Below are 22,044 nucleotides of genomic sequence, written 5' to 3' on the forward strand. Positions count from 1 at the left end.
CACTCACGCTTTATCTGTCGCCGCCGGCAAGGTAAAACCGGACACCGAACGGCGCAACTGACTGGCCATTTTCGCCAGGTTGCCGATGCTCTCGGCGGTGGCGGTGGATCCCGACGAGGTTTGCGAGGTGATCTGTTGGATCACATTCATCGTCAGCGAGATCTGCCCGGCCGAAGACGTCTGCTGCTGCGCCGCGTTGGAAATGCTCTGGATCAGCGCCGCGAGGGTTTTCGACACGCCTTCGATTTCTTCCAGGGCCACACCGGCATCCTGCGCCAGTCGCGCGCCGCGCACCACTTCGGTGGTGGTCTGTTCCATGGAAATCACCGCTTCATTGGTGTCGGCCTGAATCGCCCGCACCAGGGTTTCGATCTGCCGGGTCGCGGCTGAGGAACGTTCGGCCAGCCGCTGCACTTCGTCGGCAACCACGGCAAAACCGCGCCCGGCATCCCCGGCCATCGATGCCTGGATCGCTGCGTTGAGGGCGAGGATGTTGGTCTGGTCGGCGATGTCGTCGATCAGGCTGACGATGTCGCCGATTTCCTGAGAAGACTCGCCGAGGCGCTTGATGCGCTTGGCGGTGTCCTGAATCTGTTCGCGAATGTTGTCCATGCCGTGGATGGTGTTGTGCACCACCTCGTTGCCCTTGTTGGCGATTTCCACGGAACGCTCGGCCACCGCCGACGACTCGGCAGCGTTGGCCGAGACCTGATCGATGGACTCGGCCATGTCGCTGATCGCTGTCGAGGCTTCAGAAATCTGCTGGGCCTGTTGCTCCGAGGCCTGGGCCAGATGCATGGCGGTGGCCTGGGTTTCCTGCACGGCGGCGGCAACCTGGCCGGCGGTGAGGTTGATGGTGGCGACCAGATCGCGCAACTGGTCGACGGAATAGTTGATCGAGTCGGCGATGGTGCCGGTGAAGTCTTCGGTCACCGAAGCGGTCACGGTGAGGTCGCCATCGGCGAGGTCTTCGATTTCGTCGAGCAGGCGCATGATCGCGTTCTGGTTACGCTCATTCTTCTCGGCTGTCTCGCGCAATTGGCGATTGGTTTCGCGGACCATGACCAGACCGATGAGGATGATCGAGGCCAGCGCCAGCAGGCCCAGCACATAGCCGCCAATCGTGTCGGTGTTGCGTCCGCCGGCCAAATGCTCGAACCCGGTGGCCAGGTGCGAAGCTTCGTCGAGCAGGGTTTGCGACAGGGTGAAGATGTTGCTCGCCGATTCGCGGACCTTGAACAGCTCTGGCGAGGTTTCGAGGATTTCATCCACCGAGCCGGAAACGAACTGGAACAGCTCGGAGATTTCGCTCAAACGCGCACGGGCGTCGCGGTCTTCGACCTGGCTGATTTTCAGCGCCGGGTTGCCCTGCAACATGCCGTTGAGCACCAGGCCGAAACGCGCGGCGTCGCGGCCAAAAGCGTCGGCAGCCTGTTGCGAGTTTTCGTCACCAGCGAGCACGGTGTTGACCGCGCCGAGAATGCGTTCAGCCAGCAGCGATTGCCTTTGCGCCATCGCCACCTGCGCCGCCGGAGCGCCACGCTGCAGGAGGATTTCCACGACTTTTTCGTATTCGATCTGCAACTGCGGCACGGTTTCGGCGAGTGTCGCGGCGACCTGATGCAGCGATAGCACGGTCTGTTCGCTGGTGAGGATCGCGTCGGTATTTTTCAGCAGGCGTTCCCAGTCCATCTGCACCGCGCGCATTTCCGGGCGCACGGCGACGGGTGCCGGCGGCAGGCCGGTATTCGGATCACCTTTTTTCAGGTAACCCCAGCGCTGGGCGAAATCGTTGCGCGCATCGCTGAGCAGTTTGAATGCAGCCGCCTTGCCCGCCGCCGCTTCGGTGGCATTCTTGGCGATGCGTTGTGAGAGCACGCGCAGCTCACCGGCGTGGCCGATGTACTGCTTGTCGTAGTTCGCCTGGGTGTTGAGGTAAGCAAAGTTCGCGAACAGCAGCATGATGAACACGATCAGCGCGATAAACAGCACGATGATCTGCGCACGACTGCGCGATGCTTCTGCCGACTTGCCTGTTTTTGCTGTTGTCATCGGTCCTCGCCTATGAAACCCGCCACCTTCAAATGTGGGAGCGGGCTTGCTCACGAATGCGGTAGGTCAGCCGACACATGGATTGACTGACCCACCGCATTCGCGAGCAAGCCCGCTCCCACAGGGGGAAGTGTTGTACTTGCTATACCGCCACACCCATGAATACCGGGGATTTGGCCAGTGCGAACAGGCTGAACACCCGCCAGTTCTGTTCGCGGCGGAAATAGCCTTTGACGAATTCGGCCTTCGAGCCCTGGCGCTTGCTGATCGACAGTGGCTCGAAACTGCCCTGTTCGAAATGCTGCAGACCGATCACCTCGTCGACCATCACCCCGGCGAACACGTCTTCATGCTCCACCACCAATACCCGCCGCTGTTTGCGCAGCGGCGACAGCTCATGGCCGAAGAACCCGCACAGGTCCATGATCGGCAGCAGCCGCCCGCGCAGATTGGCGACACCCTTGACCCACGGCTTGACCCCGGGCAACTGGGTGAAGCGCGGCTCGTGCAGGACTTCGCTGACTTCGCCCATCGGCGCCACATACCAATGCTCGCCGAGGCGAAAGCCGATCCCGCTCCAGCGATCCGGGCGCGCCGCTTGCGAGGGCAGGTCCGCCGCCAGCAAGCGGCAGCGCTGGTCGATCTGCCAGAGCAGTTCGAACGCGGTCAGCGATTCGCTCATGATTGCGCGATCAGCCTTTGAGTACGTTGTTCAGGGTCTTGATCAGGGTGTCTTCGTCGACCGGTTTGGTCAGGTAATCCCTGGCGCCCTGACGGGTGCCCCAGACCTTGTCGGTTTCCTGATCCTTGGTGGTGATGATGATTACCGGGATGTGCGCGGTGTCGGCATCCTTGGTCAGCTGCCGAGTCGCCTGAAAACCGTTGAGGCCGGGCATGACGATGTCCATCAGCACGGCATCGGGTTTTTCCTGACGGGCCAGGGCCACGCCGTCGGCGCCGTTCTCGGCCTTGAGCACTTCATGGCCGTGCTTTTCGAGCATGCCGGTGAGTTTGTACATTTCAGTCGGCGAATCATCGACGATCAGGATACGTGCCATGGTCTTCCCCATTTTTCTGGTCGACTGCCGGCCCGCTGGCCGAGCGTCACTGTGCGTGTCTTACTGCGGCAAAACGGCGGCAAAGCCCGGAACATGGGCCTGGATCGCGTTGAGCAGTTCTTCTTTACTGAACGGCTTGGTCAGAAATTGATCAGAACCGACAATCCGCCCCTTGGCCTTGTCGAACAGCCCGTCGCGCGAGGACAACATGATCACCGGCGTGGCCTTGAAGGCGCTGTTGTTCTTGATTAAAGCGCAGGTCTGATAACCATCGAGACGCGGCATCATGATGTCGACAAAGATGATCCCGGGATGGTGGTCGGCAATCTTCGCCAGCGCATCGAAACCGTCGATGGCGGTGATCACTTCGCAACCGACGTTCTTCAACAATGTTTCGGCGGTGCGGCGAATCGTTTTCGAGTCGTCGATCACCATGACCTTCAAGGCGCTGGACTGCTGTTCCATAAGAGGGTTCTACCGTCGCCTTTGCGAATCAAATTGTCCGTTTTGCCGTGAATAATGGCCTGAAACCCTTGATAGCCAAGGGTCGGCGCGATCTGCCAGCCTTTTTAGCACAGTCTCCAGATGCAATCTATCGACGGGTTTTTCCTTGACCCGAAACCCGCCCGGCGCCACTCTGGCGGCACTTTTTCAATACCGATCCGGTAGCCAAATTTCGAGGAAAACCCAATGAGCGTTCGCGTCGGGATTGTCATGGACCCTATCGCCAGCATCTCCTATAAAAAGGACAGCTCGCTGGCCATGCTGCTGGCCGCGCAGAAGCGTGGCTGGGAACTGTTCTATATGGAACAGAAGGATTTGTATCAGGCCGAAGGTCAGGCGCGCGCGCGCATGGCGCCGCTGAAAGTCTTCGCCAATCCGGACAAATGGTTCGAACTGGACGCCGAGCAGGACAAACTGCTGAGCGACCTGGACGTGATCCTGATGCGCAAGGATCCGCCGTTCGACATGGAGTTCGTCTATTCCACTTACCTGCTGGAACAGGCCGAAGCCGCCGGCGTGCTGGTGGTAAACAAGCCACAGAGCCTGCGCGACTGCAACGAAAAGCTGTTCGCCACGCTGTTCCCGCAGTGCACGCCACCGACCATCGTCAGCCGCCGCCCGGACGTATTGCGCCAGTTCGCCGACCATCACGGCGACGTGATCCTCAAACCGCTGGACGGCATGGGCGGCTCGTCGATCTTCCGCCACACCGCCGGCCACCCGAACCTCTCGGTGATCCTCGAAACCCTGACCCTGCATGGCAAGCAGCAGATCATGATTCAGGGCTACCTGCCGGCGATCGTCGATGGCGACAAGCGCATCCTGATGATCGATGGCGAGCCAGTGGATTACTGCCTGGCGCGGATCCCGGCGCTGGGCGAAACCCGTGGCAACCTCGCCGCTGGTGGCCGTGGCGAAGCGCGGCCGCTGACCGAGAAGGATCGCTGGATCGCTGCCCAGGTCGGCCCGACCCTGCGCGAAAAAGGCCTGCTGTTCGTCGGCCTCGACGTGATCGGCGAGCACCTGACCGAAATCAACGTCACCAGCCCGACCTGCATTCGCGAAATCGACAATGCGTTCGGCACTGATATTGGCGGGATGCTGATGGATGCGATCGATAAAAAGCTGCAAGCGGCCGGCAAAAAGCCACAAGCTTGATGCACGTCACATGCAGTCTGTCGCTTGAAGCGTGAAGCCCAAGGCGCGAAACCAACATTGCGTTATCATGCGCAGCCTCTGAAAAACGCGATGTTGGTTTTCTTGTCATGACCCTCCCGTCCGATCTGCCCACTGAACTCGCCCATCGCGGCGTGCGCCCGGCCGATCGCCTCGGTTTTACTCTGTTTCTGGCGGCGCTGATTCATTTGGCGCTGCTGCTGGGCGTCGGCTTCACCATGGTCGAGCCGCAGCAGATCAGCAAAACCCTGGAAATCACCCTGGCGACTTTCAAAGCCGAGAAGAAGCCGGAAAAGGCTGATTTTCTCGCCCAGGAAAACCAGGAAGGCAGCGGCACGCTGGACAAGAAAGCCCTGCCCAAAACCACCGAAGTCGCGCCATTCCAGGACAATCAGGTCAAGAAAGTCACCCCGCCGCCCGCGGCCAAGCCAGAGGTGCAGGAAGCCGCACCAAAGGCAGCGGTGACCACCGTTGCGCCGAAACCAAAAAAAGCGCCGACCAAAAAAGAAGAAAGCAAAACCGAGGTCAAACCGACCATCGACGCGCCGGCGTTCGACAGCTCGCAGCTGTCCAGCGACATCGCCAGCCTCGAAGCGGAGCTGGCCAAGGAACAACAGCTGTACGCCAAACGCCCGCGCATCCACCGCTTGAGCGCCGCCTCGACCATGCGCGACAAGGGCGCCTGGTACAAGGACGACTGGCGCAAGAAAGTCGAGCGCATCGGCAACCTCAATTACCCCGAAGAAGCGCGGCGCAAGCAGATCTACGGCAATTTGCGCCTGATGGTCTCGATCAATCGCGACGGCTCGCTGTATGAAGTGCTGGTGCTGGAGTCCTCCGGCCAGCCACTGCTCGATCAGGCGGCGCAGCGCATCGTTCGCCTCGCTGCGCCGTTTGCACCGTTTACCGGCGATCTGTCGGATATCGACCGACTGGAAATCATCCGCACCTGGAAATTTGCCCGGGGCGACAAACTGTCCAGCAATTAAGAGCAAAATCAAAAGATCGCAGCCTTCGGCAGCTCCTACAGTGGGCCTGCGTACACCCTGTAGGAGCTGCCTAAGGCTGCGATCTTTTAAAGCCTCAGCTTGTCAGTTCGCCCTTGCGACGCCACACTAGCGCTCATGAAAAACGTAAGCCCCAGCTACCTCAAGCATCACTTCCTGATCGCCATGCCACACATGGCCGACCCGAACTTTGCCCACACCTTGACCTACATCGTCGAGCACACGGCCAATGGCGCGATGGGGCTGGTGGTCAACAGGCCGCAAGAGTTGAACCTGGCCGACATCCTCGAACAGCTGCGCCCGGACATCGAGCCACCGGCGCGCTGTCAGGATGTGCCGATCTTCATCGGCGGGCCGGTGCAGACCGATCGTGGTTTCGTCCTGCACCCGGCGGGCCAGACCTTCCAGGCCACCGCGCAGCTCGACGGTGAGCTGGCCCTGTCGACCTCGCAGGACGTACTGTTCGCCATCGCTGACGGCATCGGCCCCGCGCAAAGCCTGATCACCCTCGGTTACGCCGGCTGGGAGGCCGGGCAACTGGAAGCCGAGCTGGCCGACAACGCCTGGCTGACGTGCCCGTTCGATGCCGACATCCTGTTCAACACCCGCAGTGAATTGCGCCTCGAAGCGGCGGCACGGCACTTGGGCATCGACCTTAATCTGCTCACCAGCCAGGCAGGTCACGCCTGATGGCCCTGCGCCTGATTCTCGGCTTCGACTACGGCACCAAACAGATCGGCGTCGCTGTCGGCCAGGTCATCACTGGCCAGGCCCGCGAGCTGTGCACCCTTAAAGCGCAGAACGGCGTGCCGAACTGGGATCAGGTCGAAGCGCTGATAAAAGAATGGAAACCCGACGCCGTGGTGGTTGGCCTGCCGCTGAACATGGACGGCACGCCCAGCGACATGTGCGTACGCGCCGAGAAGTTCGCCCGCCGCCTCAACGGCCGCTACAACCTGCCCTTCTATACCCACGACGAGCGCCTGACCACCTTCGAAGCCAAGGGCGAGCGACTGGTGCGTGGCGGGCAGAAAGGCAGTTACCGCGACAACCCGGTGGACGCCATCGCCGCCGCCCTGCTGCTGCAGGGCTGGCTCGATGAAAACACTGCATTGTTTGAATCCTGACAAGCGCTTCGGCGCTTTTCTTTTGGTTATAAACCGAGCTTCGTCCGGCAGGACGCAGCGCGGAATCACGAAGGAGCAACCATGAGCCTGCCCAATCCCGCCGATCTGATCAGCCAGATGGCGACCCGCCTCAAGGCGCACCTTGCCCAGCGTGACATCATCGAACCGCGTTACATCGGTATCCGCACCGGCGGCATCTGGGTCGCGCAGGCGCTGCTCAAGGAACTGGCCAGCGATGCGCCACTGGGCACGCTGGATGTGTCCTTCTACCGCGACGACTTCAGCCAGAACGGCCTGCACCCGCAAGTGCGTCCGTCCGCCCTGCCCTTCGAGATCGAAGGCCAGCATCTGGTGCTGATCGACGACGTGCTGATGAGCGGTCGGACCATTCGCGCCGCGATGAACGAACTGTTCGATTACGGCCGCCCGGCCAGCGTGACGCTGGTCTGCCTGCTGGACCTGGACGCCGGCGAGCTGCCGATCCGTCCAAACGTGGTCGGCGCCACTCTGAGCCTGGCCGGCAACCAGCGGGTCAAGTTGTCTGGCCCCGAGCCGCTGACCCTCGAACTGCAAGACGTCACCCTTTAATCCGCCCTATTGAGAGTCCCCCTCGCGATGACGCCTCCAGATACCAAGCGCCCGCTGCAGCTCAATGATCAGGGCCAGCTGCGCCACTTCCTCTCGCTCGACGGCTTGCGCCGCGAGTTGCTGACGGAAATCCTCGACACTGCCGACTCGTTCCTCGAAGTCGGCGCCCGGGCGGTGAAGAAAGTCCCGCTGCTGCGCGGCAAGACCGTGTGCAACGTGTTCTTCGAAAACTCTACGCGCACCCGCACCACCTTCGAACTGGCGGCCCAGCGGTTGTCGGCGGATGTGATTACCCTGAACGTGTCAACCTCGTCGGCCAGCAAAGGTGAAACCCTGCTCGACACCCTGCGCAACCTCGAAGCGATGGCCGCCGACATGTTCGTCGTGCGCCACGGTGACTCGGGCGCGGCGCACTTCATTGCCGAACATGTCTGCCCACAGGTGGCAATCATCAACGGCGGCGACGGCCGGCATGCGCACCCGACCCAGGGCATGCTCGACATGCTCACGATCCGTCGGCACAAGGGCGGTTTCGAAAACCTCTCGGTGGCGATCGTTGGCGACATCCTGCATTCACGGGTGGCGCGCTCGAACATGCTCGCGCTGAAGACCCTCGGCTGCCCGGACATCCGCGTGATCGCGCCGAAAACCCTGCTGCCGATCGGCATCGAGCAATACGGCGTCAAGGTCTACACCGACATGGCCGAAGGCCTGAAAGACGTCGACGTGGTGATCATGCTGCGCCTGCAACGCGAACGCATGACCGGCGGCCTGCTGCCGAGCGAAGGCGAGTTCTATCGCTTGTTCGGCCTGACCACTGCGCGTCTGGCCGGGGCCAAACCCGATTGCATCGTCATGCACCCGGGACCGATCAACCGTGGTGTGGAGATCGAGTCGGCGGTGGCCGACGGCCCGCACTCGGTAATCCTCAATCAGGTCACCTACGGCATCGCCATTCGCATGGCCGTGCTGTCCATGGCCATGAGCGGGCAGACCGCGCAACGTCAATTCGAGCAGGAGAACGCCCAGTGAAGCTCAGCATCCTCGGCGCACGCGTCATCGATCCTGCCAGCGGGCTGGATCAAGTCACCGATATTCACGTTGAAGCCTGCAAGATCGTCGCCCTCGGCGCTGCACCGGCCGGTTTCAACGCCGTAGAAACCATTGATGCCCAAGGCCTCGTCGCCGCGCCTGGCCTGGTCGACCTCAACGTCGCCCTGCGCGAGCCGGGCTACAGCCGCAAAGGCTCGATCGTCAGCGAGACCCGCGCCGCCGCTGCCGGTGGCGTAACCAGCCTGTGCTGCCCGCCGAAGACCAAACCGGTGCTGGACACCTCGGCGGTGGCTGAACTGATCCTCGACCGCGCCCGCGAGGCCGGCAATACCAAGGTGTTCCCGATCGGCGCGCTGAGCAAAGGTCTGGACGGTGAGCAACTGGCCGAACTGGTGGCCTTGCGCGACGCCGGATGCGTGGCGTTCGGCAACGGTCTGGAAAGCTTCCGCAACAGCCGCACCCTGTGCCGGGCGCTGGAATACGCGGCGACTTTTGACCTGACGGTGATTTTCAACTCGCAGGATCACGATCTGGCCGAGGGCGGTCTGGCCCACGAAGGCGCGGTCGCCAGTTTCCTGGGTCTGCCGGGCATCCCGGAAACTGCCGAAACCGTGGCGCTCGCTCGCGATCTGCTGCTGGTCGAGCAGACCGGCGTGCGCGCGCATTTCAGTCAGTTGACCAGTGCGCGCGGTGTGGCGCTGATTGCCCAGGCGCAGGCCCGAGGTCTGAAAGTCACTGCCGATGTCGCGCTGTATCAGCTGATCCTGACTGACGAAGCGCTGATCGACTTCAACAGCCTCTACCACGTGCAACCGCCGCTACGCACCCGTGCCGACCGCGATGGCCTGCGTGACGCAGTGAAGTCCGGCGTGGTTTCGGCGATCTCCAGCCATCACCAACCCCACGAGCGCGACGCCAAACTGGCGCCGTTTGGCGCGACTGAGCCGGGCATCAGCAGTGTTGAGTTGCTGCTGCCGCTGGCGATGACGCTGGTCGAGGATGGGCTGCTCGACCTGCCGACACTGCTGGCGCGCCTGAGCGCGGGGCCGGCCGAAGCGTTGCGTCTGCCGGCGGGCAAACTGGCGGTAGGCGGTGCGGCGGATATCGTGCTGTTCGACCCGCAAGCGTCGACGGTGGCCGGCGAGCGGTGGCTGTCGAAAGGCGAAAACTGCCCGTTCATTGGCCACAGCCTGCCGGGTGTAGTTCGCTATACGCTGGTGGATGGGCGGATCAGCCACCAAGCCTGATAAGCAAAAGATCGCAGCCTGCGGCAGCTCCTACAATGGAATGCATTCCAACTTGTGGGTGCTGCCGCAGGCTGCGATCTTTTGATCTGGCAATGACTTACTGGAAAGCGCCGCGATTGTGCGCGTTACGCACCGACACCTGATCGTTCAGCGTCCAGAAGTCATACAGCACGCCAATAAAGAACAACCCGCCGGTCAGCAGATACAGCAGGCCGCTGATCCATTTGCCCTGATACATCCGGTGCACGCCGAACACACCGAGGAAGGTCAGCAGGATCCACGCGACGTTGTACTCGATCGGCCCGGCGGCAAAACGCAGGTCGGCCTCGCGGTCCATCGCCGGGATCAGAAACACGTCGATCAGCCAGCCAATCCCCAGCAAACCGAAGGTGAAGAACCAGATCGTCCCGGTCACCGGCTTACCGTAATAAAAGCGGTGCGCGCCCGTGAATCCGAAAATCCACAGCAGGTAGCCGATGACTTTGCTGTGAGTGTCTTTTTCCTTTACGCGGGGGAGCTGATAGCTGTTCATTAAGACCTCATTGCACTCGATAGATAAATATTCTTCATTTCTTTGTGACTTTTTTACAGGTAGCCGACGTATGGCAAATGTTACCGTTGCTAGCGCGAAACCCTTGTAGAACCTGACTTCTGTCGGACAATTGCGTACTTTTTGAGCGTTTTTGGTTCCGCAACCAGCCGATTGAATCGATGAACGGCCCCGGAACGGCAAAAAAAGCTGTTATAAAGTTGCGCGCTATCACTTATGAGCCACGCCTAATGCGACCATTTTTCAAGACATGGCTGACTATTTGCCTATTAATGCCACTGGCCGCCCACGCCACCAATCGTGAGCAACGTCTTCCCAACGTCAACGGCTTCACCCCTAAATCCCATGCTTCGGCTCCTTCGAGCAAAAGCAGCAAGAGCAAGACCACCACGCTGAGCAGCAAGAGCCACAGCAAGCTGGTGCCACCGATGGCGAGCAAGGAAAGCAGCAATGTGCTCAGCCGTGCGGTAAACGTCCTCGGTACACCTTATCGTTGGGGCGGCAGCAGCCCAAGTAAAGGCTTCGATTGCAGCGGTCTGGTGAAATATGCGTTCAACGATGCCACGTTCGACCTGCCACGCACCTCCAACGCCATGGCCAGCGGCCACGGCGAGAAAGTCGAGCGCAAGGATCTGAAGCCGGGCGACCTGATTTTCTTCAACATCAAGAGCCGTCGGGTCAATCACGTTGCCATCTACCTGGGCAACGACCGCTTCATCCACGCCCCGCGCCGGGGCAAATCGGTCAGCATCGACACGCTGAACAAGCCGTACTGGCAAAAGCATTACGTCGTGGCCAAGCGCGTACTGCCGAAAGAACAACAGCAACTGCGTGTAGTCCAGCGCTAAAGGACCAAAAGATCGCAGCCTTCGGCAGCTCCTACAGGGGAATGCATTCCAATTGTAGGAGCTGCCGAAGGCTGCGATCTTTTGCTTCTGGCGGTTAAAAATTATCCGGTGTGCGCGCTTTCTCTCGCGCATGCTCGCGGCTGATCAAGCCTTTGGTCACCAGATCCTTCAGGCACATATCGAGTGTCTGCATTCCCAACGACCCGCCGGTCTGAATCGCCGAATACATCTGCGCCACCTTGTCCTCGCGGATCAGGTTACGAATCGCCGACGTCCCCAGCATGATCTCGTGCGCCGCCACCCGCCCACCGCCGATCTTCTTGATCAGCGTCTGCGAGACCACCGCCAGCAGCGACTCCGACAACATCGAGCGCACCATAGACTTCTCATCGCCGGGAAACACGTCGACCACGCGGTCGATGGTCTTCGCCGCCGAGGTCGTGTGCAGCGTGCCGAACACCAGATGCCCGGTCTCGGCGGCGGTCAGCGCCAGGCGGATGGTTTCCAGATCACGCATCTCGCCAACCAGAATCACGTCCGGATCTTCACGCAGCGCCGAACGCAGCGCGGTGGCGAAACTGCGGGTATCGCGATGGACTTCGCGCTGATTGATCAGGCATTTGCGCGATTCGTGAACAAACTCGATGGGATCTTCAATGGTGAGGATGTGGTGATGGCGATGGGTGTTGAGGTAATCGATCATCGCCGCCAGCGTGGTCGATTTGCCGGAGCCGGTGGGCCCGGTGACCAACACCAGCCCGCGCGGCGCGTCGGTGATCTTGCGGAAAACATCGCCCATGGCGAGGTCTTCCATGCTCAGCACCTTCGACGGAATGGTGCGAAATACCGCGCCGGCGCCACGGTTCTGGTTGAACGCGTTGACCCGAAACCGCGCCACGCCGGGCACATCGAAGGAAAAATCCGTTTCCAGATTTTTCTCGAATTCGATGCGCTGGGTGTCGTTCATGATGTCGTAAATCAGATCGTGCACTTGCTTGTGATCCAGCGCCGGCAGATTGATCCGTCGCACGTCGCCATCGACACGGATCATCGGTGGCAGGCCGGCCGACAGGTGCAGGTCGGAAGCGCCCTGTTTGGCGCTGAAGGCCAGCAGTTCAGTGATATCCATAGCGTCCCTCAATTCCAGTAGAATGCCGCGAACCTACAGACCGCCGGCGCCTCTTGATGTCCACCATAGCAGACAACATCCTTCAGGTTAGTTCGCGCATCCAGGCAGCGGCGAAAGCTGCGCACCGCGACGAAAACAGCATCCATTTGCTCGCCGTGAGCAAGACCAAACCCGCCCAGGCCCTGCGGGAAGCCTATGCGGCGGGCCTGCGCGACTTCGGCGAAAACTACTTGCAGGAAGCCTTGGGCAAACAGTTGGAGTTGGCCGACCTGCCCTTGATCTGGCACTTCATCGGCCCCATTCAATCGAACAAGACTCGCGCGATCGCCGAGCATTTCGACTGGGTGCACTCCGTGGATCGCCTGAAGATTGCCCAACGCCTGTCCGAACAACGCCCGACTACGCTTGGGCCACTGAACATCTGCATTCAGGTCAACGTCAGCGGCGAAGCGAGCAAATCCGGCTGCACCCCGGCCGACCTGCCAGCACTGGCCGCGGCCATCAGCGCCTTGCCGCGGCTGAAACTGCGTGGGCTGATGGCGATTCCCGAGCCGACCGATGGTCGCGCCGAGCAGGATGCTGCATTCGCCACCGTTCAGCAGTTACAGGCCAGCCTCGACCTGCCGCTCGACACACTTTCGATGGGCATGAGTCACGACCTCGAGTCGGCGATTGCCCAGGGCGCGACCTGGGTGCGGATCGGTACCGCACTGTTCGGCGCCAGAGATTATTCCCAGTCTTGAACGTTTCCAGATAAGGACCACACATGAGCAACACACGTATTGCGTTTATCGGTGCGGGCAACATGGCGGCCAGTCTGATTGGCGGCCTGCGCGCCAAGGGTCTGGAAGCGGCGCAGATCCGCGCCAGCGATCCGGGCGAAGACACCCGCGCCAGGGTCAGCGCTGAACACGGCATCGAGACCTTTGCTGACAACGCCCAGGCCATCGAAGGCGTCGATGTCATCGTGCTGGCGGTCAAGCCACAGGCGATGAAAGCCGTGTGCGAGGCAATTCGCCCGAGCCTCAAGCCCAATCAACTGGTGGTGTCGATCGCCGCCGGCATCACCTGCGCGAGCATGACCGCCTGGCTGGGCGAGCAGCCGATCGTGCGCTGCATGCCCAACACCCCGGCGCTGCTGCGCCAAGGCGTCAGCGGTTTGTACGCGACCAGCGAAGTCACCGCCGAGCAGCGCCAGCAAGCCGAAGAGCTGCTGTCCGCCGTCGGCATCGCCCTGTGGCTGGACGAGGAGCAGCAACTGGACGCAGTCACCGCAGTGTCCGGCTCCGGCCCGGCGTACTTCTTCCTGCTGATCGAAGCGATGACCGCCGCCGGCGTCAAACTTGGCCTGCCAAAAGAGATCGCTGAGCAACTGACCGTGCAGACTGCTCTGGGCGCCGCGCACATGGCGGTGTCTAGCGATGTCGATGCAGCCGAACTGCGCCGCCGCGTGACCTCGCCAAACGGCACCACGGAAGCTGCGATCAAATCATTCCAGGCTGGCGGCTTCGAAGCGCTGGTTGAAACCGCACTCGGCGCCGCCGCGCACCGCTCGGCCGAAATGGCCGAACAACTGGGCAAATAAGGAGCCTTTCATGATCGGATTGAACACCGCAGCGGTTTACGTGCTGCAAACCCTCGGCAGCCTGTACCTGCTGATCGTGCTGCTGCGCTTCGTCCTGCAACTGGTGCGGGCGAACTTCTACAACCCGCTGTGCCAGTTCGTGGTCAAGGCTACCCAACCACTGCTCAAACCGCTGCGCCGGATCATCCCGAGCCTGTTCGGCCTCGATATGTCGTCGCTGGTACTGGCAATCCTGGTGCAGCTGCTGCTGATGGCGCTGACCCTGCTGCTGACCTACGGCACCACCGGTAACCCGCTGCAACTGTTGATCTGGTCGCTGATTGGCGTGACCGCGCTGTTCCTGAAGATCTTCTTCTTCGCCCTGATCATCAGCGTGATCCTCTCGTGGGTCGCACCGGGCAGCCACAATCCGGGCGCTGAGCTGGTCAACCAGATCTGCGAGCCGGCACTGGCCCCGTTCCGCCGCTTCCTGCCGAATCTGGGCGGTCTGGACCTGTCGCCGATCTTCGCCTTCCTCGCACTGAAATTGATCGACATGCTGGTGATCAACAATCTGGCGGCGATGACGATGATGCCGGAGATTCTGCGTTTGCTGATGTAAGCCTGCGCGTTCGGTCTGACTGACCGAGTCGCCTTTTTCGCGAGCAGGCCCGCTCCCACAGGGGATTGCATTTCTCTGTGGGAGCGAGCCTGCTTGCGAATGGCCGCCACGTTCAAGAGTGAACACACCGGGCCCTATCGTTGCTTGCCGCTAACCCCACCGGTCTTTAGACTTACGCCTCATTTCAACGAGAGCAGGGTCGATGCCAACTGCCTTTCCCCCCGATTCTGTTGGTCTGGTGACACCACAAACCGCGCACTTCAGCGATCCGCTGGCGCTGGCCTGTGGCCGTTCGCTGGCCGCTTATGACCTGATCTACGAAACCTACGGCACGCTGAACGCCCAGGCGAGCAACGCCGTGCTGATCTGCCACGCGCTGTCCGGTCACCACCACGCTGCCGGTTATCACAGCGTCGACGACCGCAAGCCCGGTTGGTGGGACAGCTGCATCGGGCCCGGCAAGCCGATCGACACCAACAAGTTCTTCGTGGTCAGCCTGAACAACCTCGGCGGCTGCAATGGCTCCACCGGCCCGAGCAGCACCAACCCGGAAACCGGCAAGCCGTTCGGCGCCGACTTCCCGGTGCTTACCGTTGAAGACTGGGTGCACAGCCAGGCGCGCCTTGCTGACATGCTCGGTATCGGCCAGTGGGCTGCGGTAATTGGCGGCAGCCTCGGCGGCATGCAGGCCCTGCAATGGACCATCACCTACCCGGATCGGGTGCGGCACTGCCTGGCGATCGCCTCGGCACCTAAATTGTCGGCGCAGAACATCGCCTTCAACGAAGTCGCGCGCCAGGCGATCCTCACCGATCCGGAATTCCACGGCGGTTCGTTCCAGGAAGCGGGCGTGATCCCAAAGCGCGGGCTGATGCTGGCGCGCATGGTCGGGCACATCACCTATCTTTCCGACGACTCCATGGGTGAGAAATTCGGCCGTGGCCTGAAGAGCGAAAAGCTCAACTACGACTTCCACAGTGTCGAGTTCCAAGTCGAAAGTTACCTGCGTTACCAGGGCGAAGAGTTCTCCGGACGCTTCGATGCCAACACCTATCTGTTAATGACCAAAGCACTGGATTACTTCGATCCGGCGGCGAACTTCGACGATGATCTGGCGAAAACCTTCGAAAATGCCACAGCCAAGTTCTGTGTGATGTCATTCACCACCGACTGGCGCTTCTCCCCGGCGCGCTCGCGGGAGCTGGTGGATGCGCTGATGGCCGCGCGCAAGGACGTCAGTTATCTGGAGATCGACGCGCCGCAGGGCCACGACGCCTTCCTGATTCCGATCCCGCGTTATTTGCAGGCGTTCGGCAATTACATGAACCGCATTTCGTTGTGAGAAAGCCATGAGAGCTGATCTGGAAATCATCCAGGAATGGATCCCCGCCGGCAGCCGCGTCCTCGACCTCGGTTGCGGTAACGGCGAGCTGCTGAGCTGGCTGCGCGACAACAAGAACGTTACCGGTTATGGCCTGGAAAACGACGCCGAGAACATCGCCGAGTGCGTGGCCAAGGGCATCAACGTCATCGAGCAGGACCTGGACAAAGGCCTGGGTAACTTTGCCAGCAACAGTTTCGACATCGTTGTCATGACTCAAGCTCTGCAAGCGGTGCATTACCCAGACAAGATCCTTGATGAAATGCTCCGTGTCGGTCGCCAGTGCATCATTACCTTCCCCAACTTCGGCCACTGGCGCTGCCGCTGGTACCTGGCGAGCAAGGGCCGCATGCCGGTGTCGGAATTCCTGCCGTACACCTGGTACAACACGCCGAACATTCACTTCTGCACCTTCGAGGATTTCGAAGAACTGTGTCGCGAACGTGATGCCAAGGTCATTGATCGGCTTGCCGTGGATCAACAGCACCGCCACGGGTGGGCCAGTAAGCTATGGCCTAATCTGTTAGGTGAAATCGGTATCTACCGCGTCAGCAGCCCGCAGTTGGCGGACCACAAAGTCGCGGTCTGAGCCGAGCCATTTCGAGGAGCACGAACATGAGTCGTTTAGCGTTGTTGTTACTCACCGCCTGCCTGAGCGCCAGCGCCATGGCGGCGGACGTCATCAAAGGTGAGCGCAAGGAAACCTTCGGCGACATCACGGTGCACTACAACACTTTCAACTCGACGTTCCTGCAACCGGACATCGCCAAGGCTGCCGAGCTGATTCGCAGCAAGAACCAGGGCGTAATCAACGTCTCGGTGGTCAAGGACGGCAAACCGGTGATCGCCAGCGTCACCGGCACGATCAAGGACCTGACCAGCAACAGCGTGCCGCTGACATTCCGCCAGGTCACCGAACAGGGCGCGATCTACTACATCGCCCAGTACCCGGTGCCGCAGCAGGAAACCCGCACCTTTGAAATCAAGGTGCAGAATGGCGACAAGATCAACACCCTCAATTTCAACCAAGAACTCTTTCCCGGCGAATGATGAACATCAAGCAGCTCGTACTGGCCAGCCATAACGCCGGCAAACTCAAAGAACTCCAGGCCATGCTCGGCGACTCGGTGCAACTGCGCTCGATTGGCGAATGGAGCAAGGTCGAGCCGGAAGAGACCGGCCTGTCGTTCGTCGAGAACGCGATTCTCAAGGCTCGCAACGCCGCACGCATTTCCGGGCTGCCGGCACTGGCCGACGATTCCGGGCTGGCGGTGGATTTTCTTGGCGGCGCCCCGGGCATCTACTCGGCGCGTTACGCCGACGGCCAGGGCGACGCGGCGAACAACGCCAAATTGCTTGATGCGCTGAAGGACGTGCCAGAAGCCGAGCGCGGCGCGCAGTTCGTCTGCGTATTGGCACTGGTGCGCCACGCTGACGATCCGTTGCCGATTCTCTGCGAAGGCCTGTGGCACGGGCGCATCCTCACCTCTGCCAGCGGCGAACACGGTTTCGGTTACGACCCGCTGTTCTGGGTGCCTGAGCGCGATTGCTCCAGCGCTGAACTGAGCCCGGCCGACAAGAACCGGATCAGCCACCGCGCCCGTGCAATGGATCTGCTGCGCCAGCGTCTGGGCTTGCAATGACCACTGATTCTTCCGCGTCGTCGCTGATCATCGGCGGCGCCGCGTCCTCGCCTCGGGCACCGCTGCCAACCCTGCCGCCCCTGACGCTGTATATCCACATCCCGTGGTGTGTGCGCAAATGCCCCTATTGTGATTTCAACTCGCACACCGCCAGCCCCGTGCTGCCGGAGCAGGAGTACGTCGACGCATTGCTGGCCGATCTCGATCAGGATCTGCATGCGGTGTATGGCCGAGAGCTGACTTCGATTTTCTTCGGTGGCGGGACGCCGAGCCTGTTCAGCGCCGAAGCCCTCGGGCGTTTGTTGAAGGGTGTCGAGCAACGCATCCCGTTCGCTGACGATATCGAAATCACCCTTGAGGCGAATCCGGGCACCTTCGAGCAAGAGAAGTTTGTCGCTTATCGCAAGCTGGGTATCAATCGGCTGTCGATCGGCATCCAGAGCTTTCAGCAGGAAAAGCTTGAAGCCCTCGGACGCATCCACAACGGTGACGAAGCCGTGCGTGCCGCAGGCATGGCGCGGCAGGCCGGGTTCGATAACTTCAATCTCGACCTGATGCACGGTTTGCCCGATCAGTCGCTGGACGACGCCTTGAGCGACCTGCGTCAGGCCATCGCGCTGAAGCCGACGCACATTTCCTGGTATCAGCTGACGCTGGAGCCGAACACGGTGTTCTGGAACCAGCCGCCGGTGCTGCCGGAGGACGACACGTTGTGGGACATTCAGGAAGCCGGCCAAGCGCTGCTGGCCGAGCACGGTTACACGCAATACGAAGTGTCGGCGTATGCCCAGGCCGGACGGCCGGCGCGGCATAACCTCAATTACTGGAGCTTCGGCGATTTCATCGGCATCGGCGCCGGCGCCCATGGCAAGTTGAGCCACCCGGACGGGCGCATCGTGCGCACATGGAAAACCCGACTGCCCAAGGATTATCTGAACCCGGCAAAGCGCTTTCAGGCGGGCGAGAAATACCTGAGCAATGAGGAAATGCCGTTCGAATTCCTGATGAACGCCCTGCGCCTGACTGCCGGCGTCGAATCGCGCCTGTATCCGGAACGCACCGGCCTGTCGCTGGACACGCTTGCCGAAGGCCGGCGCGAGGCCGAACAAAGCGGCCTGATGCAGGTCGAACCGTCACGCCTGGCGACGACCGAACGCGGCCAGCTGTTCCTCAACGATTTGCTGCAACAATTTCTGAACTGACTTCAGCTCAAAGGGAAAACGCATGGATTTGATACTCGACCTGCTGGCCACCGTCTCCCGCTGGAGCCGCAGCAATCTCTCGGAAATCGCTCTGGCGCTGATCGGTTGCCTGCTGGTGCTGTTCGGCGCTGACTTCAAAGGCTGGGTCGAGCAACGCCTGGGCAGCATCGCCGGCGCCCTGCGCGTGCCCCTGATGGCCCTGCTGTGCCTGATCGGCAGCGGCGCGGCGCTGATCTACGCCACACCGTGGGTGATCAAAGGCTTGAGCCAGTTCAACAACTACAGCCTGGCGCCGGTGTTGCTGGTGGTGCTGGTGTTGATCGGCGTGGTTGCTGATCGCCGCTAACCTGTCAGCCGCTTGTGATCGCTCCCATGCTGCGCGTGGGGACGATCAGCTTGGCTCATTCAAGGAAGAACATGAGTAAAAAACTGCTGGATGAAACGAGCAAATTTCTCAGCTACGTACTGCGCCACGAGCCTCAGACGATTGGTCTGACGCTGGATTCGCAAGGCTGGGCAGATATCAATTCACTGATCAGTGGCGCAGCGCGTGACGGACGTACACTCGATCGCGTTTTGATTGAAGCTGTGGTGGCGAGTAGCGACAAGAAGCGTTTCTCGATTTCCGCTGACGGCTTGTGCATCCGCGCTGTTCAGGGCCACTCGACGAAAACGGTCGAGCTGCAATTGGCAGAAAAGAACCCGCCGCAATCGCTATATCACGGTACGGCGAAGCGTTTTCTTGAATCGATTAATGAACAAGGTTTGATTCCTGGTTCACGCCACCATGTGCATCTCTCTGAAGAACTCGCCACTGCCACTGCCGTAGGGCAACGCTACGGCAGCGTAGTGGTACTCGCAGTCGCGGCGCAGCAGATGCAGGAAGAAGGCTTCAAGTTCTATCAGGCCGAAAACGGCGTGTGGCTGACGGAACTCGTACCTGTGCGTTTCCTGACAACTCTGTAAATCCCGAATACTCAAAACAACTGTAGAGTGAGCCTGCTCGCGATGAAGGTTTGACATTCAACATCCACGCCGGTTGACAGTCCCTCTTCGCGAGCAAGCCCGCTCCCCCAATGGGACTTGGTTCAATGGCTCTTCGATAAGCGGCTCTGCGCCTGAAGGATCGCCTTGAGGCCAACAGAATCCTTGCAGCCCAGCGCTATCGCTTTATCGAAGTCTTCGATATTGCCGATGTCGCGTCGATCGCTGCTGTCTCCACGAGTCAACGCCAGTGGCTTTCAAGATTTGTCTTCCTTAACAAATGGGGGGCGAGAAGCTTACGGCGGGTCACGGCCAAACTTGAGCAAAACCCGAAAACAACTGTGGGAGCGGGCTTGCTCGTGAAAGCGGTAAATCATTCAACATTGATGTTGTCTGACACGACGCATTCGCGAGCAAGCCCGCTCCCACAGTGTTTAGTGCGTGATGTTTAAGCGATCTTTTCGAACTTCAGATCCCACACGCCATGCCCCAGTCGTTCGCCGCGGCGTTCGAACTTGGTGATCGGGCGTTCGGCCGGGCGTGGGACGCATTTGCCGTCTTCGGCAAGGTTGCGGTAGCCGGGGGCGACGTTCATCACTTCCAGCATGTATTCGGCGTACGGCTCCCAGTCGGTGGCCATGTGCAGAATGCCGCCGACCTTGAGCTTGCTGCGCACCAGTTCGGCGAACGAGGCCTGCACGATGCGTCGCTTGTGGTGGCGGCTCTTGTGCCACGGATCCGGGAAAAACAGCATCAGGCGATCGAGGCTGTTGTCGGCGATGCAGCGGTTGAGCACTTCGATCGCGTCGCAATCATAGACCCGCAGGTTGGTCAGACCTTGGGTCAGCACACCATTGAGCAGCGCGCCGACACCCGGACGATGCACTTCAACGCCAATGAAATCCTGTTCCGGAGCGGCCGCGGCCATTTCCAGCAGCGAATGGCCCATGCCGAAACCGATTTCCAGCGAGCGCGGCGCCGAGCGGCCGAACACCTGGTCGTAATCGACCGGCGCATCGGCCAGCGGCAGCACGTACAGCGGCGCGCCCTGGTCCAGGCCACGTTGCTGGCCTTCGGTCATGCGCCCGGCGCGCATCACGAAACTCTTGATGCGGCGGTGTTGGCGCTCGTCGCCTTCGTCCGGCTGGACAGGCGTGTCGTTCGATTCAGTCATCAATGGCTCTTACTTGATCAGACCATCCAGCGGCGAAGAGGCGCTGGCATAGAGTTTTTTCGGCATGCGACCGGCGAGGTACGCCAGGCGACCAGCGACGATGGCGTGTTGCATGGCTTGCGCCATCATCACTGGCTGCTGAGCGTGGGCAATGGCCGAGTTCATCAACACCGCATCGCACCCCAGTTCCATGGCGATGGTCGCGTCGGAAGCGGTACCGACGCCAGCATCCACCAGCACCGGGATCCTGGCTTCTTCGAGGATGATCTGCAGGTTGTACGGATTGCAGATGCCCAGACCGGAGCCGATCAGACCGGCCAGCGGCATCACGGCGATGCAACCGATTTCCGCCAGTTGTCGGGCGATGATCGGGTCATCGCTGGTGTAGACCATCACGTCGAAGCCTTCCTTGACCAGCGTTTCGGCGGCCTTAAGGGTTTCGATCACGTTGGGGAACAGGGTCTTCTGATCGGCCAGCACTTCCAGCTTCACCAGGTTGTGGCCGTCGAGCAGCTCACGCGCGAGGCGGCAGGTGCGCACGGCTTCGATGGCGTCGTAGCAACCGGCAGTGTTCGGCAGGAAGGTGTAGCGATCCGGCGACAGCACTTCGAGCAGGTTCGGCTCGCCTTCGATCTGGCCCAGGTTGGTGCGGCGCACGGCGAAGGTGACGATCTCGGCACCCGAGGCTTCGATGGCCTGACGGGTTTCTTGCATGTCGCGGTACTTGCCGGTACCGACCAGCAAACGCGACTGGTAGGTACGACCGGCCAGCACAAAAGGCTTGTCGCTACGAACGATGCTCATAAGAAATCCTCTTGAGGGATGAGGGTCTTGCAGAATTCTGTGCCCTCGCGGGCCGGGGCAATCAACCGCCGCCGATGGCGTGTACCACTTCGACGTTGTCGCCGTCATTAAGCGTGGTATTTGCGTGCTGGCTGCGCGGGACGATGTCCAGATTGAGCTCGACTGCTACCCGGCGTCCGGTCAGTTCCAGGCGGGTAATCAGCGCCGCAACGGTCTCGCCGTCGGGCAGTTCAAAGGGTTCGCCGTTCAATTGAATGCGCATGCACAACGCCGCCATCATTTTTAGGGGCTGGCATTCTAGCCCGATCATGACCTAAAGGTCAGTACCAAG

Annotated in this window: 27 protein-coding genes; 18 read left to right on the forward strand and 9 right to left on the reverse strand. The window is 60.8% G+C overall.

Going from position 1 to position 22,044, the window contains the following annotated elements; translation table 11 throughout:
• Positions 1–3: 3 nt before the first annotated feature.
• The 4 genes from CXF97_RS22540 to pilG form a co-directional block, all read right to left on the reverse strand.
• Positions 4–2,052 carry a methyl-accepting chemotaxis protein gene (locus CXF97_RS22540; protein WP_101161207.1) on the reverse strand — a complete coding sequence of 683 codons (2,049 nt, stop codon included), beginning with the start codon at positions 2,050–2,052 and terminating at the stop codon, positions 4–6.
• Positions 2,053–2,194: 142 nt separating this feature from the next.
• Positions 2,195–2,734, reverse strand: coding sequence for a chemotaxis protein CheW (locus tag CXF97_RS22545; RefSeq protein ID WP_101161210.1), 540 nt, complete (start codon positions 2,732–2,734; stop codon positions 2,195–2,197).
• 10 nt (positions 2,735–2,744) lie between these two features.
• A complete protein-coding gene (gene pilH, locus CXF97_RS22550; protein ID WP_101161212.1) occupies positions 2,745–3,110 on the reverse strand; it encodes a twitching motility response regulator PilH in 366 nt (121 codons plus the stop codon).
• A gap of 60 nt (positions 3,111–3,170) precedes the next feature.
• Positions 3,171–3,575 carry a twitching motility response regulator PilG gene (gene pilG, locus CXF97_RS22555; RefSeq protein ID WP_016772743.1) on the reverse strand — a complete coding sequence of 135 codons (405 nt, stop codon included), beginning with the start codon at positions 3,573–3,575 and terminating at the stop codon, positions 3,171–3,173.
• 225 nt (positions 3,576–3,800) lie between these two features.
• Here pilG and gshB point away from each other — a divergent pair, with 225 nt between their 5' ends.
• The 7 genes from gshB (at position 3,801) to CXF97_RS22590 (ending at position 9,812) form a co-directional block, all read left to right on the forward strand.
• Positions 3,801–4,772, forward strand: a complete 972-nt coding sequence (gene gshB, locus CXF97_RS22560) for a glutathione synthase (protein WP_101161214.1) — start codon at positions 3,801–3,803, stop codon at positions 4,770–4,772.
• 107 nt (positions 4,773–4,879) lie between these two features.
• Complete coding sequence (locus CXF97_RS22565) at positions 4,880–5,779, forward strand: energy transducer TonB (protein ID WP_101161217.1); 900 nt, start codon at positions 4,880–4,882, stop codon at positions 5,777–5,779.
• Between the two features lie 135 nt (positions 5,780–5,914).
• Positions 5,915–6,487 carry a YqgE/AlgH family protein gene (locus tag CXF97_RS22570; RefSeq protein ID WP_101161220.1) on the forward strand — a complete coding sequence of 191 codons (573 nt, stop codon included), beginning with the start codon at positions 5,915–5,917 and terminating at the stop codon, positions 6,485–6,487.
• Positions 6,487–6,924, forward strand: coding sequence for a Holliday junction resolvase RuvX (ruvX, locus tag CXF97_RS22575; RefSeq protein ID WP_041476809.1), 438 nt, complete (start codon positions 6,487–6,489; stop codon positions 6,922–6,924). The genes CXF97_RS22570 and ruvX overlap by 1 nt, the downstream gene beginning before the upstream one ends.
• 81 nt (positions 6,925–7,005) lie before the next feature.
• Positions 7,006–7,512, forward strand: coding sequence for a bifunctional pyr operon transcriptional regulator/uracil phosphoribosyltransferase PyrR (gene pyrR, locus CXF97_RS22580; RefSeq protein WP_101161223.1), 507 nt, complete (start codon positions 7,006–7,008; stop codon positions 7,510–7,512).
• Between the two features lie 27 nt (positions 7,513–7,539).
• Positions 7,540–8,544, forward strand: a complete 1,005-nt coding sequence (locus tag CXF97_RS22585) for an aspartate carbamoyltransferase catalytic subunit (RefSeq protein ID WP_101161225.1) — start codon at positions 7,540–7,542, stop codon at positions 8,542–8,544.
• Positions 8,541–9,812, forward strand: coding sequence for a dihydroorotase (locus tag CXF97_RS22590; protein WP_101161228.1), 1,272 nt, complete (start codon positions 8,541–8,543; stop codon positions 9,810–9,812). The genes CXF97_RS22585 and CXF97_RS22590 overlap by 4 nt, the downstream gene beginning before the upstream one ends.
• A gap of 97 nt (positions 9,813–9,909) precedes the next feature.
• On the opposite strand, the gene CXF97_RS22595 is transcribed toward CXF97_RS22590, so the two are convergent.
• Positions 9,910–10,344, reverse strand: coding sequence for a TM2 domain-containing protein (locus CXF97_RS22595; protein ID WP_101161231.1), 435 nt, complete (start codon positions 10,342–10,344; stop codon positions 9,910–9,912).
• A gap of 248 nt (positions 10,345–10,592) precedes the next feature.
• On the opposite strand from CXF97_RS22595, the gene CXF97_RS22600 reads away from it, so the two are divergent.
• Entirely contained in the window at positions 10,593–11,210 is a 618-nt protein-coding gene (locus CXF97_RS22600) for a C40 family peptidase (protein WP_101161233.1), read from the forward strand.
• A gap of 94 nt (positions 11,211–11,304) precedes the next feature.
• Here CXF97_RS22600 and CXF97_RS22605 read toward each other — a convergent pair whose 3' ends face one another.
• The gene (locus tag CXF97_RS22605) at positions 11,305–12,339 is read right to left on the reverse strand and encodes a type IV pilus twitching motility protein PilT (protein WP_016772732.1); all 1,035 of its coding nucleotides are present in this window, start codon (positions 12,337–12,339) and stop codon (positions 11,305–11,307) included.
• Between the two features lie 56 nt (positions 12,340–12,395).
• Between CXF97_RS22605 and CXF97_RS22610 the strand changes: the two genes are divergently transcribed.
• From CXF97_RS22610 to CXF97_RS22655, 10 genes are all read left to right on the forward strand, one after another.
• The gene (locus tag CXF97_RS22610) at positions 12,396–13,082 is read left to right on the forward strand and encodes a YggS family pyridoxal phosphate-dependent enzyme (RefSeq protein ID WP_101161236.1); all 687 of its coding nucleotides are present in this window, start codon (positions 12,396–12,398) and stop codon (positions 13,080–13,082) included.
• 23 nt (positions 13,083–13,105) lie between these two features.
• Positions 13,106–13,924, forward strand: coding sequence for a pyrroline-5-carboxylate reductase (gene proC, locus CXF97_RS22615; protein ID WP_101161239.1), 819 nt, complete (start codon positions 13,106–13,108; stop codon positions 13,922–13,924).
• Positions 13,925–13,934: 10 nt separating this feature from the next.
• Positions 13,935–14,525, forward strand: coding sequence for a YggT family protein (locus CXF97_RS22620; RefSeq protein ID WP_039757546.1), 591 nt, complete (start codon positions 13,935–13,937; stop codon positions 14,523–14,525).
• Between the two features lie 202 nt (positions 14,526–14,727).
• Complete coding sequence (locus tag CXF97_RS22625) at positions 14,728–15,867, forward strand: homoserine O-acetyltransferase (RefSeq protein ID WP_101161242.1); 1,140 nt, start codon at positions 14,728–14,730, stop codon at positions 15,865–15,867.
• A gap of 7 nt (positions 15,868–15,874) precedes the next feature.
• Positions 15,875–16,495: a methionine biosynthesis protein MetW gene (gene metW / locus CXF97_RS22630; protein ID WP_101161244.1), complete on the forward strand. Its 621-nt coding sequence runs from the start codon at positions 15,875–15,877 to the stop codon at positions 16,493–16,495.
• Positions 16,496–16,521: 26 nt separating this feature from the next.
• Positions 16,522–16,956 carry a DUF4426 domain-containing protein gene (locus CXF97_RS22635; RefSeq protein ID WP_101161247.1) on the forward strand — a complete coding sequence of 145 codons (435 nt, stop codon included), beginning with the start codon at positions 16,522–16,524 and terminating at the stop codon, positions 16,954–16,956.
• Positions 16,953–17,549: an RdgB/HAM1 family non-canonical purine NTP pyrophosphatase gene (gene rdgB / locus CXF97_RS22640; protein ID WP_101161249.1), complete on the forward strand. Its 597-nt coding sequence runs from the start codon at positions 16,953–16,955 to the stop codon at positions 17,547–17,549. Before CXF97_RS22635 ends, rdgB begins: the two co-directional genes overlap by 4 nt.
• Positions 17,546–18,751, forward strand: a complete 1,206-nt coding sequence (gene hemW / locus CXF97_RS22645; protein WP_101161252.1) for a radical SAM family heme chaperone HemW — start codon at positions 17,546–17,548, stop codon at positions 18,749–18,751. The genes rdgB and hemW overlap by 4 nt, the downstream gene beginning before the upstream one ends.
• Positions 18,752–18,773: 22 nt before the next feature.
• Positions 18,774–19,097 (forward strand): DUF3392 domain-containing protein, encoded by a 324-nt coding sequence (locus CXF97_RS22650; RefSeq protein WP_101161254.1) that lies wholly within the window; start codon positions 18,774–18,776, stop codon positions 19,095–19,097.
• Positions 19,098–19,168: 71 nt separating this feature from the next.
• Positions 19,169–19,717 carry an RNA 2'-phosphotransferase gene (locus CXF97_RS22655; RefSeq protein ID WP_101161257.1) on the forward strand — a complete coding sequence of 183 codons (549 nt, stop codon included), beginning with the start codon at positions 19,169–19,171 and terminating at the stop codon, positions 19,715–19,717.
• A 466-nt stretch (positions 19,718–20,183) separates the two neighbouring features.
• Here the strand turns inward: CXF97_RS22655 and trmB are convergent, their stop codons facing one another.
• From trmB to thiS, 3 genes are all read right to left on the reverse strand, one after another.
• Positions 20,184–20,909, reverse strand: a complete 726-nt coding sequence (gene trmB, locus CXF97_RS22670) for a tRNA (guanosine(46)-N7)-methyltransferase TrmB (protein WP_024014663.1) — start codon at positions 20,907–20,909, stop codon at positions 20,184–20,186.
• 9 nt (positions 20,910–20,918) lie between these two features.
• Positions 20,919–21,713, reverse strand: a complete 795-nt coding sequence (locus tag CXF97_RS22675; protein WP_101161262.1) for a thiazole synthase — start codon at positions 21,711–21,713, stop codon at positions 20,919–20,921.
• A gap of 61 nt (positions 21,714–21,774) precedes the next feature.
• The gene (thiS, locus tag CXF97_RS22680) at positions 21,775–21,975 is read right to left on the reverse strand and encodes a sulfur carrier protein ThiS (RefSeq protein ID WP_178081225.1); all 201 of its coding nucleotides are present in this window, start codon (positions 21,973–21,975) and stop codon (positions 21,775–21,777) included.
• Positions 21,976–22,044: the final 69 nt, after the last annotated feature.

Origin of the sequence: Pseudomonas sp. Choline-02u-1 (assembly GCF_002836515.1) — a bacterium.
Taxonomy (GTDB): domain Bacteria; phylum Pseudomonadota; class Gammaproteobacteria; order Pseudomonadales; family Pseudomonadaceae; genus Aquipseudomonas.

What these genes read in the sequence shown, in the direction of transcription:
- CXF97_RS22540 (WP_101161207.1), bottom strand. Translation starts at nt 2,052, where the DNA reads ATGACAACAGCAAAAACAGGCAAGTCGGCAGAAGCATCGCGCAGTCGT.
- CXF97_RS22545 (WP_101161210.1), bottom strand. Translation starts at nt 2,734, where the DNA reads ATGAGCGAATCGCTGACCGCGTTCGAACTGCTCTGGCAGATCGACCAG.
- pilH (WP_101161212.1), bottom strand. Translation starts at nt 3,110, where the DNA reads ATGGCACGTATCCTGATCGTCGATGATTCGCCGACTGAAATGTACAAA.
- pilG (WP_016772743.1), bottom strand. Translation starts at nt 3,575, where the DNA reads ATGGAACAGCAGTCCAGCGCCTTGAAGGTCATGGTGATCGACGACTCG.
- gshB (WP_101161214.1), top strand. Translation starts at nt 3,801, where the DNA reads ATGAGCGTTCGCGTCGGGATTGTCATGGACCCTATCGCCAGCATCTCC.
- CXF97_RS22565 (WP_101161217.1), top strand. Translation starts at nt 4,880, where the DNA reads ATGACCCTCCCGTCCGATCTGCCCACTGAACTCGCCCATCGCGGCGTG.
- CXF97_RS22570 (WP_101161220.1), top strand. Translation starts at nt 5,915, where the DNA reads ATGAAAAACGTAAGCCCCAGCTACCTCAAGCATCACTTCCTGATCGCC.
- ruvX (WP_041476809.1), top strand. Translation starts at nt 6,487, where the DNA reads ATGGCCCTGCGCCTGATTCTCGGCTTCGACTACGGCACCAAACAGATC.
- pyrR (WP_101161223.1), top strand. Translation starts at nt 7,006, where the DNA reads ATGAGCCTGCCCAATCCCGCCGATCTGATCAGCCAGATGGCGACCCGC.
- CXF97_RS22585 (WP_101161225.1), top strand. Translation starts at nt 7,540, where the DNA reads ATGACGCCTCCAGATACCAAGCGCCCGCTGCAGCTCAATGATCAGGGC.
- CXF97_RS22595 (WP_101161231.1), bottom strand. Translation starts at nt 10,344, where the DNA reads ATGAACAGCTATCAGCTCCCCCGCGTAAAGGAAAAAGACACTCACAGC.
- CXF97_RS22600 (WP_101161233.1), top strand. Translation starts at nt 10,593, where the DNA reads ATGCGACCATTTTTCAAGACATGGCTGACTATTTGCCTATTAATGCCA.
- CXF97_RS22605 (WP_016772732.1), bottom strand. Translation starts at nt 12,339, where the DNA reads ATGGATATCACTGAACTGCTGGCCTTCAGCGCCAAACAGGGCGCTTCC.
- CXF97_RS22610 (WP_101161236.1), top strand. Translation starts at nt 12,396, where the DNA reads ATGTCCACCATAGCAGACAACATCCTTCAGGTTAGTTCGCGCATCCAG.
- proC (WP_101161239.1), top strand. Translation starts at nt 13,106, where the DNA reads ATGAGCAACACACGTATTGCGTTTATCGGTGCGGGCAACATGGCGGCC.
- CXF97_RS22620 (WP_039757546.1), top strand. Translation starts at nt 13,935, where the DNA reads ATGATCGGATTGAACACCGCAGCGGTTTACGTGCTGCAAACCCTCGGC.
- CXF97_RS22625 (WP_101161242.1), top strand. Translation starts at nt 14,728, where the DNA reads ATGCCAACTGCCTTTCCCCCCGATTCTGTTGGTCTGGTGACACCACAA.
- metW (WP_101161244.1), top strand. Translation starts at nt 15,875, where the DNA reads ATGAGAGCTGATCTGGAAATCATCCAGGAATGGATCCCCGCCGGCAGC.
- CXF97_RS22635 (WP_101161247.1), top strand. Translation starts at nt 16,522, where the DNA reads ATGAGTCGTTTAGCGTTGTTGTTACTCACCGCCTGCCTGAGCGCCAGC.
- rdgB (WP_101161249.1), top strand. Translation starts at nt 16,953, where the DNA reads ATGATGAACATCAAGCAGCTCGTACTGGCCAGCCATAACGCCGGCAAA.
- hemW (WP_101161252.1), top strand. Translation starts at nt 17,546, where the DNA reads ATGACCACTGATTCTTCCGCGTCGTCGCTGATCATCGGCGGCGCCGCG.
- CXF97_RS22650 (WP_101161254.1), top strand. Translation starts at nt 18,774, where the DNA reads ATGGATTTGATACTCGACCTGCTGGCCACCGTCTCCCGCTGGAGCCGC.
- CXF97_RS22655 (WP_101161257.1), top strand. Translation starts at nt 19,169, where the DNA reads ATGAGTAAAAAACTGCTGGATGAAACGAGCAAATTTCTCAGCTACGTA.
- trmB (WP_024014663.1), bottom strand. Translation starts at nt 20,909, where the DNA reads ATGACTGAATCGAACGACACGCCTGTCCAGCCGGACGAAGGCGACGAG.
- CXF97_RS22675 (WP_101161262.1), bottom strand. Translation starts at nt 21,713, where the DNA reads ATGAGCATCGTTCGTAGCGACAAGCCTTTTGTGCTGGCCGGTCGTACC.
- thiS (WP_178081225.1), bottom strand. Translation starts at nt 21,975, where the DNA reads ATGCGCATTCAATTGAACGGCGAACCCTTTGAACTGCCCGACGGCGAG.